Genomic DNA, 8,879 nt, shown 5'->3' with positions numbered 1-8,879 from the left:
AAAACCAGAGAAGCTAGCCTCTCTGGTTTAAATAATATTTTTTAAATCTGTCAACCTATTTTAGGACGACTCATTATGTATGCTAAATTAATTGTTTAGCATAACAGGCATTACAAGCATGGTAATTTGTTCACCGTCTTCTGTTCCGTCTATAGGAGTAAGAATTCCGGCTCTGTTAGGTAAACTCATTTCAATTAATACATCGTTAGAGTTTAAGTTGTTTAGCATTTCGCTTAAAAAACGTGAGTTAAATCCAATTTGCATATCATCACCTTGGTAATCACACATTAAACGTTCATCAGCTTTGTTTGAGTAATCTAAATCTTCAGCAGAAATATTTAACTCAGTACCAGCCATCTTTAAACGTATTTGATGAGTAGTTTTACTAGAGAAAATAGATACACGACGTACTGAGTTTAAGAAAGTTGCTCTGTCTACTGTTAATTTGTTTGGGTTTTCTTTAGGAATAACTGCTTCGTAATTAGGATATTTTCCGTCAATTAAACGACAAATTAATACAACATTGTCAAATGTAAATTTAGCATTAGTATCATTATATTCAATAGTAACATTTTCTTCAGAACCACCTAAAATACCTTTTAAAAGATTTAAAGGTTTCTTAGGCATAATAAATTCTGCAGTTTTATCAGCAGTTACATCTGTACGAGTATATTTTACTAATTTATGAGCATCAGTGGCAACAAATGTTAATTCTTTTGAATTAAATTGAAAAAATACACCACTCATTACAGGTCTTAAATCATCGTTACCCGTAGCAAAAATGGTTTTATTAATTGCCGTAGCTAAAATATGTGAAGGAATTTCTGTACTACTTGGAGAAGGTAGTTCAACAGCTTTGGGGAATTCATCTCCACCAAAATAAGCCATATCATATTTACCTTGCTCTGAAATAATTTCAATAGTACTGTCTCCTTCGGTTTTAAAAGTTAACGGTTGATCCGGAAAAGTTTTTAAAGTATCCAATAACAAACGAGCATTAATAGCAATGGATCCGGTATCAGTGCTTTCAACTTCTACTAAAGAACTCATGGTGGTTTCTAAATCAGAAGATGATATTTTAAGTTGATTTTCAGATAATTCAAATAAAAAATTATCTAAAATAGGTAATGTGTTGTTGCTGTTTATAACTCCTCCTAAAACTTGTAATTGTTTCAATAATTGAGAGCTAGATACGATAAATTTCATTGATTAAATTTCTAATGATTAGAACTACAAATATATTTTAATTTGATGATTTTTAAAATTTATTTTTAATAACTAGTTAAATTGGTAGTTTAACTGAATACTTCCGTAAAAATTTCCACCCGGCACCTGCAAGCTTTTTAACTTTTTTGTATGATAATGTATTGTATATCCTAAATTAAAACGATTACTGGTAAAACGTATTCCTAATTCGGTAGAAAATACTAAAGGTAAAACGGTATATGTTATAGGGCTTGTAGTATTTAAAAAACTACCTTGTATAGTAGCATCATATACAATATAACTAATCATAGGTTTTACGTATAAAAAAGATTCTATTTCATTATTATACTTAGAATCTTGATCGTTAAGGTTACTGTTAAAAGCTATAGAGTTAGCCATTTTTTGTAAGGGTTTTAAACCTACTCGGCCATAAAAGCCAGTTGAAAAATTGGTGAAAACTGTTCCTAAATTACCCTCATTGGTCCAAGTAATATCATATAAAGTAGATTCTTCTGTTAAGTTTTTAGAATATGCTGCATTAACATTTAACGCAAAAGCGTTGTGAATTTGATATTTCCATCCAACAGCTCGTTTAAAACCATAGATATCATGAATAAAATCTTGTAATTCTTTAGCAAATGAATTAGGACCTATCACGCCAATTTCTACAGAAGTTTTAAAAGATGAATTGTTGTTGTAAAATTTATTAAAACCAAAACTCCCGTATAAGTATCCAGCAAAAGGTCTGTCATGTTGCTCAGGAGACTCTACTATAGCTTTATAAGGAGTGTACATTTTATGGCCTAATTTGATCTCAACTATTTTCTTTTCAATGGAAGGATTTGAAGTTTTACCTAAATATCGATATGTAAAGAACATTCCGTTTGTATAATATCTATCCTGATAAAAAGAGATATATAAGTCATTATCATTAATAAAACTGAATTCCTTACTGTATTTTCGTTGAGAATAGCAAAAAACAGAAAATAAGATGAATAAAAGTGTATTAATTTTTTTCATAGAAGCAAATATCATTTTATTTTAGCATATCCACTGTTAAAATATTAATTTAATTACTTTTTTTATTTATGGAGGAAGGACCAAGGTTGACTATAAGTGATTTTCAGAGTATTACGTCTAATGATGAATTAAGGGCTGTTGCTAAGAAAAAAGGAATTCCTATTGAAAAAGTTGACGCTAAAATTAGTTATGAAAACGAATTAAAACTACTTCAAATTGAATTGGTAAAGTTACAGCAATGGATTGCTAAGAATAATAAAAGAGTAGCTGTTATATTTGAAGGAAGAGATGCTGCCGGAAAAGGAGGTAGTATAAGACGTTTTACAGAGCATTTAAACCCCAGAGCAATGAGGTTAGTGGCTCTTAATAAGCCTACTGAAGTTGAGAAAGGTCAGTGGTATTTTCAACGATATATAAAAGAATTACCTAACCCGGGAGAAATAGTTTTCTTTGATCGTAGTTGGTATAACAGGGCTGTAGTAGAGCCGGTAATGGGGTTTTGTTCTGAAAGCCAATATAAAAAGTTTTTAGTGCAGGTTCCGGAATTTGAACATATGCTTTATGAAGATGGAGTAATTATTATTAAGTTTTGGTTGTCAATATCAAAAAGTGAGCAATTAAGACGATTCAATGCTCGAAATCAGAATCCGTTAAAACGATGGAAATTTAGTCCGGTAGATAAAAGGGGACAAGAGTTATGGGATAAGTACACTTTTTATAAAGATGAAATGTTTAGTAAAACTCATACAACGTACAGCCCGTGGGTAGTAGTAAAAACAAACGATAAAAAAGAGGCACGAGTTGAGTGTATGCGTTATGTTTTATCTCAGTTTGATTATGATGGAAAAGATGAAGCTAAAACCATATTAAACCCAGACCCCAATGTTGTAATGCGTTATTATCGTTCAGGAATTCATTTAGACTAAACTATGGAAAATTTAACACAACAAGAAGTAAATAAACTTAACACCACTAGAGGGTTAAAAGCAATATTATCTAAAGAACCGTATAATTTAGAAAAAGCTGTTCGTTACGTAGGTTATGAACGAAGATTAAAAAAATTACAGGTAGAATTAATACGATTACAAACTTGGGCTATTGAACAAAATGAACGAATAATTATTTTATTTGAAGGAAGAGATGCTGCCGGAAAAGGAGGGGCAATACGTAGAATAACTGAGCGTATTAATCCAAGACATATGCGTATAGTGGCTTTGCCAAAACCGAATCAAGATGAAAAAACACAATGGTATTTTCAGCGTTATGTAGAGCAGTTTCCTAAAGCCGGAGAAATTATATTTTTTGACCGTAGTTGGTATAACCGAGCGGTAGTTGAGCCTGTAAACGGTTTTTGTACACAAGAAGAGTATGAGGTTTTTATGAATCAGGTTAATGATTTTGAACGAATGATTTTAGAATCAGGAATCCGCTTAGTAAAAATCTATATGTCTATCACTAAAAAGGAACAAGCAAAGCGTTTTAATGATATAAAAAATGATCCGTTAAAACAATGGAAAATGACTCCCGTAGATGAAAGAGCGCAAGAGCTTTGGGATGATTATACAGAATATAAAAAGACAATGTTTTCCAGAACAAATACAGTTATTTCTCCTTGGAAAGTTATCAGAGCTAACAGAAAAACTATTGCAAGAATAAATGTAATTAATCATATTTTAAAAAGCATACCCTACGATAAAGACACCAAAGTTTAGAATGTCGTATTAAATGTACTTTTTAATTTCTTCAAATAAAAAGTACATTTCTCCGGCTATAAGTTTATTTACCGCTAAATAAGTCTCTTTAGTATTTTCGGAAGTATCTGAAGTTTTTGGGTCTGTATAAGGTAAATGAAAACGATAAATAGCATCCGGAATAAAAGGACAGTTTTTGTCAGCACTATCACAAGTGGTTATGGCAATGTAAGGGTAATCATTTATAGGGTTATCAAAAGTTTTAGAAAAAGCCATTAAAGAATTTTTACAACCTTTAAAAGAAACTAAGTACTTAGGGTTTTGGTGAGAAAAATCTTCTACATTAAATTCAAAACCGGCTTGTTGCAAGGTTTTTACCGTATTTCTATGAAAAGCAGTTGTTTCAGTTCCGCCGGAAAAAGAAAAAAGATTTTTCAGTTTAAAATAATCGATTGCATAAAAACACCATACTTGGGCTAGTTGACTTCGTCTTGAGTTATGTGTGCAAATAAAGTTAAGATTAAGTTTTTCACGATCTAAATATTCATCAACAATTGTATCTGCTATTTGAAGCAAAAGATCTTTTCGTTCTTCACTTAAATGTAAACTGTTTCTTGCATCTTCAAAGAAAATTTTTGTGTTGATATTTTTGGAGCTAATCATTTATTTAATGTTCTTTTGCAAACTGAATTATCTACAAAAGTAAATGCTAACTTTTTTTAGTGAATTAAGTAATAGTTAATTATGTGTTTTGAAATTGGAAATAAAGTAGCTGTCATAGATGATGTAATAAAAGGTGTTATTACTGGTTTTGCTAATGATTTTATAATAGTTAAAAGTGAAGATGGAATGGAGTACCAATTTTTAAAATCCGAATTGGTGAAGATAGAAGTAGAACAAAAAGATTTAAGTAAATACCTACATATTAACAATACACTTTTAAAAGAGAAAAACGAAGAAAAAAAGAAAACAAACAAAAAGTTTGTAAAAACGAAAAATGAAATAGTAATGGAGGTAGATTTGCATATTGAAAAATTAATGAAGTCTACCAAAGGGATGGATAATTACGATATTCTGTCGTACCAAATTGAAATAGCACGACAGAAAATAGAATATTGTTTGTCAAAAAGAATCTCAAAAATAGTATTCATTCATGGAATAGGAGAAGGAGTATTGAAAACAGAACTGAATTACTTGTTAAATAAATATCCGGTTGAATATTATGATGCTTCTTATCAAAAATATGGTTTAGGAGCTACTGAGGTATATGTCTATCAAAACCCAATTTAGTTTTATCTTTGCATTATGGAAAAAGTGTATTTAGATAACGCAGCAACAACGCCAATTTTGCCTGAGGTAATTGAAGTGATGACGCATTCAATGAGTAATAATTTTGGAAATCCATCATCAACACATCAATTTGGAAGAACAGCGAAAGCTGCAGTTGAAAAAGCTAGAAAAAATATAGCAAAACATTTCAATGTAACTGCTGGAGAAATTGTTTTTACATCAGGAGGAACAGAAGCAGACAACCTAATTTTACAAAATGCAGTAATAAATTTAGGAGTTCAAACAATAATTACTACCAAGATTGAACACCATGCGGTTATACATACCATTGATTTCTTAAAGGAAGTGTATGGAGTAACTGTTGTTTATTTAGAAATAAATGATAAAGGAGATATTCATCTTGATGAGTTAAAAGAAGCCTTACTTAAATCCAATTCAAAAACTTTGGTTTCTTTAATGTGGGTTAATAATGAAATAGGAAACTTATTGCCTATTAAAGAAGTTGCTGAGTTATGTAAAGAGTATAATGCTTATTTTCATTCAGATACGGTACAAGCTATAGGGCATTATGAGTTGGACTTACAAGAAGTATTTATAGACTTTATAGTAGCTAGCGCTCATAAATTTCACGGGCCTAAAGGAGTAGGGTTTGCTTTTGTTAGAAAAGGAATTGCGTTAAAACCTATGTTGCATGGAGGAGATCAAGAAAGAGGAGTACGTTCTAGTACTGAGAATGTACATGCTATTTTAGGAATGGAAAAAGCTTTAGAAATATCGTTTGATAAAATGAAAGAGGATAAAGAAAAAATAGAATCACTAAAAAAATATTTTATTGAAGAAATAAAAACTATTATTCCCAATGTTGAATTTAATGGCCAGTCTGATAATTTAGAAAAAAGTAGTTATACTATTCTAAATGTAAGATTCCCTTTTAATGATAAAATGATGATTTTTAACTTAGATTTAAAAGGTGTTGCTGTATCAGGAGGTAGTGCTTGTCAAAGTGGAAGTAATAAAGGTTCACATGTTTTAGGAGCTTTTTTAAAAGAAGCTGAAGCTGAAAAATCATCAATACGATTCTCTTTTAGTAAATTTAACAAAAAAGAGGAAATTGTACATTTATTCAATGTTTTAAAAGAAGTGAAAAAATAAAACACAATTTTAAAAGGTTTAAGACTTGTTTTTTTATTTGGAGTAGTGACCGTTAATTTATTTTTTATAACGTCTTAAAAACGCTTTTTTATATTTGTTTTCTATGTGTTTTATTGATTTTTGATTTTTTTAAAATAAATTTTTGTTATAGTGTGACTTTTTTTAGAAAAAAGTTTCTAAATATAAAACAGATATAAAGTAAAAGTTGTTTATATTTGTGTATTCTTTATTAGAAATGTCCCCCCAAACTATAAATTTGTCGCATTGCGGCTAAATGTATGTTTTTTGGGGGTCTTTTGTATTTTTATAATATATACTCCCATATAATTTTTTAAAATAAGATAAACTCTTAGAAATAAGAGGTTTTTGACGTAAATATAATTATATGGTAAAATTCTACTCTTTAAATTGTCTGAAGAAAAGATTAGGTGAACAAAAAAATCTACTTTTTTTCCTTTTTTTACTGTTATTGAGTTTAGGAGCTAGGGGGCAGGCTACGTTTACTGCCAATCCAACAGCTGCTGCAATAGCAGCTGAATTACAGTCTACAGGAGTTTCTATAACTAATCCAGTAATAAGAAGAACTTCAACAAATCAAATAGCATTGTTTTCTAATGGGCTTAGTGGAGCTGCACTTGAAATTGATAGTGGTATTGCTTTTACATCATCTGATGTTAATGGGGTGTTTACAACAAATGATTTATTGAGCTATTCTAGTGGGCCTAATACTACTTTTAGTGATCCGGATTTAAGAAATGTAAACAATAATGCTATCTATGATGTAGTTGTTTTCGAATTTGACTTTCAGGCTTTGCCAGATTATACAGGGGTTTTATTAGAATATCAATTTGGGTCAGAAGAATATCCTGATTACGTTGGCTCGTCTTTTAATGATGTATTTGGTTTTTTTGTGTCTGATCCTACAAATTCAGATCCAACAATACCAGAAGGGGTTGATTCAAATGGTAATGGTGTTTATGATGGTGTAGAACAGCCTGCTTTAAATTTGGCACTTGTTCCGGGTACAAGTAATGAAGTAACCGTTAATAATATCAATGCAGGTTTTATTGGTTGTCAAGGAACATCAGGGGGGGCAGATTTAACCCAAGCAGCTCAGTTTATTGTAAATGGACATAGTCCTGATGATGATGCAAATCCAAATAACACGCCTGCAACATGTAATACAAATCCAAATACACCGCCTGTTTTTGTTGAATTTAATGGGATTACCAAAAAATTTACGGCAAATATTAATTTAACTCCGGGCATAACGTATCATATGAAAATAGCGATTGCCGATGTTGGAGATAATCAATATGATTCAGGTGTTTTTATATCAAGGGTAGGAGGAGTACCTGTTATTATAGCAAATAATGATCAAGGTCAAGCAGTTTCTACAACGGGAGGCGTAGCTGTAGCAAATGTATTAGTTAACGATTCAGTGGCAGGTGTAACTAATCCTTCAGTTTCAAATGTTCAATTAGTTCAGGTTAGTACAGGAGATCCTGGGATAACCTTAAATACTTCTACAGGTGAAGTAAACGTTGCACCAGGTGTCGCACCAGGTGTATATGAATTGGTATACAATGTTTGTGAACCTTCAACTAACTGTGATTCCGCTATGGTACTTGTAACCGTTTTAGAAGATACTGACGGAGATGGAATTGCTGATGAAGTAGATTTAGATGACGATAATGATGGAATTTTAGATGTTAATGAAGGTTTATGTACGCCTTCACAATCAGGCTCATGGACAATTTCAGGAACTACCGCAACATATAATTATGGAAATGGAGTAATAGCAAGGATAACCACTACAGATGCGGACGGATTTACTAATGATACTTTCAATAATCAATCATTTTGGTCTGAACCACTTGCCTTAGATACTTCCTTGGCTGGGATTTTTGATTTTGGAACAAATTTAACCGTAAGCTTTGAGGATTCATTAGGAAATCCTGTTGAGGTAAAAAACCCAACCATACATTTAGATAAAATAGGAGGAAGTGATGGAGTAAACCAAAATTCAGCAATGGTTACCTTACAAGGAGGGCTAACGTGGCAAAGACAGGCAGGAACATCTGATTTTTTAGTAACATCAAATACAGTAACTGATGGAGGGGCAGGAACACCAGTATCAGGATGGGGTAGTGAAAGTACAGCAAATGATAGTAATGGTACTGCTGCTGGGTCATTAAGGATTTTTGGTACAATTTCTACATTTACTTTAAATTTTACTCAAAATGGAGGATTTGGAATTGGAGCAGATGGAATAGAATTAATATTATTTGCTTGTGAAAATTTAGATACAGATTCAGATGGAACACCAGATTATTTAGATACCGATTCAGATAATGACGGTTGTTCTGATGCCATAGAAGGAGATGAGAATGTAATAGCAAGTCAATTAGATGGAAACGGAAGAATAACCGGAGGTGTAGATAGTAATGGAGTTCCTACTGTTGTAAACTCAGGAGGAGTTGCAGATATAGGAAGTGATCAAGGTCAAGGAACCACGAG

The 8,879-nt window shown here is 31.5% G+C and carries 8 protein-coding genes; 5 read left to right on the top strand and 3 right to left on the bottom strand.

Features of this window, described 5'->3' with window-relative positions:
- Nucleotides 1-87: 87 nt before the first annotated feature.
- Both dnaN and ACQY1Q_RS17000 read right to left on the bottom strand, forming a co-directional pair.
- Entirely contained in the window at nt 88-1,206 is a 1,119-nt protein-coding gene (gene dnaN, locus ACQY1Q_RS17005) for a DNA polymerase III subunit beta (RefSeq protein ID WP_431006530.1), read from the bottom strand.
- Between the two features lie 72 nt (nt 1,207-1,278).
- On the bottom strand, nt 1,279-2,226 hold the full coding sequence (locus tag ACQY1Q_RS17000; RefSeq protein ID WP_431006529.1) for a lipid A deacylase LpxR family protein: 948 nt from the start codon (nt 2,224-2,226) through the stop codon (nt 1,279-1,281).
- A gap of 68 nt (nt 2,227-2,294) precedes the next feature.
- On the opposite strand from ACQY1Q_RS17000, the gene ppk2 (ACQY1Q_RS16995) reads away from it, so the two are divergent.
- Nucleotides 2,295-3,152, top strand: coding sequence for a polyphosphate kinase 2 (ppk2, locus tag ACQY1Q_RS16995; protein WP_431006528.1), 858 nt, complete (start codon nt 2,295-2,297; stop codon nt 3,150-3,152).
- Between the two features lie 3 nt (nt 3,153-3,155).
- Nucleotides 3,156-3,938: a polyphosphate kinase 2 gene (gene ppk2, locus ACQY1Q_RS16990; RefSeq protein ID WP_431006527.1), complete on the top strand. Its 783-nt coding sequence runs from the start codon at nt 3,156-3,158 to the stop codon at nt 3,936-3,938.
- 9 nt (nt 3,939-3,947) lie between these two features.
- Here ppk2 (ACQY1Q_RS16990) and ACQY1Q_RS16985 read toward each other — a convergent pair whose 3' ends face one another.
- A complete protein-coding gene (locus ACQY1Q_RS16985; RefSeq protein ID WP_431006526.1) occupies nt 3,948-4,580 on the bottom strand; it encodes a hypothetical protein in 633 nt (210 codons plus the stop codon).
- Nucleotides 4,581-4,661: 81 nt separating this feature from the next.
- Here ACQY1Q_RS16985 and ACQY1Q_RS16980 point away from each other — a divergent pair, with 81 nt between their 5' ends.
- From ACQY1Q_RS16980 to ACQY1Q_RS16970, 3 genes are all read left to right on the top strand, one after another.
- Entirely contained in the window at nt 4,662-5,207 is a 546-nt protein-coding gene (locus tag ACQY1Q_RS16980) for a Smr/MutS family protein (protein ID WP_431006525.1), read from the top strand.
- A 15-nt stretch (nt 5,208-5,222) separates the two neighbouring features.
- On the top strand, nt 5,223-6,359 hold the full coding sequence (locus tag ACQY1Q_RS16975; RefSeq protein WP_431006524.1) for a cysteine desulfurase family protein: 1,137 nt from the start codon (nt 5,223-5,225) through the stop codon (nt 6,357-6,359).
- Between the two features lie 385 nt (nt 6,360-6,744).
- On the top strand, nt 6,745-8,879 hold a 2,135-nt coding region (locus ACQY1Q_RS16970; protein WP_431006523.1), incomplete at its 3' end, for a choice-of-anchor L domain-containing protein.

The organism is Tenacibaculum sp. TC6 (assembly GCF_050606265.1).
Taxonomy (GTDB): domain Bacteria; phylum Bacteroidota; class Bacteroidia; order Flavobacteriales; family Flavobacteriaceae; genus Polaribacter.
The sequence above is the reverse complement of the archived record's forward strand: the minus strand, read 5'-3'. Positions and strand labels throughout refer to the sequence as shown.

Bases quoted from the DNA above. Each gene is read 5' to 3' on its own strand.
- dnaN (WP_431006530.1), bottom strand. From the start codon at position 1,206: ATGAAATTTATCGTATCTAGCTCTCAATTATTGAAACAATTACAAGTT.
- ACQY1Q_RS17000 (WP_431006529.1), bottom strand. From the start codon at position 2,226: ATGAAAAAAATTAATACACTTTTATTCATCTTATTTTCTGTTTTTTGC.
- ppk2 (WP_431006528.1), top strand. From the start codon at position 2,295: ATGGAGGAAGGACCAAGGTTGACTATAAGTGATTTTCAGAGTATTACG.
- ppk2 (WP_431006527.1), top strand. From the start codon at position 3,156: ATGGAAAATTTAACACAACAAGAAGTAAATAAACTTAACACCACTAGA.
- ACQY1Q_RS16985 (WP_431006526.1), bottom strand. From the start codon at position 4,580: ATGATTAGCTCCAAAAATATCAACACAAAAATTTTCTTTGAAGATGCA.
- ACQY1Q_RS16980 (WP_431006525.1), top strand. From the start codon at position 4,662: ATGTGTTTTGAAATTGGAAATAAAGTAGCTGTCATAGATGATGTAATA.
- ACQY1Q_RS16975 (WP_431006524.1), top strand. From the start codon at position 5,223: ATGGAAAAAGTGTATTTAGATAACGCAGCAACAACGCCAATTTTGCCT.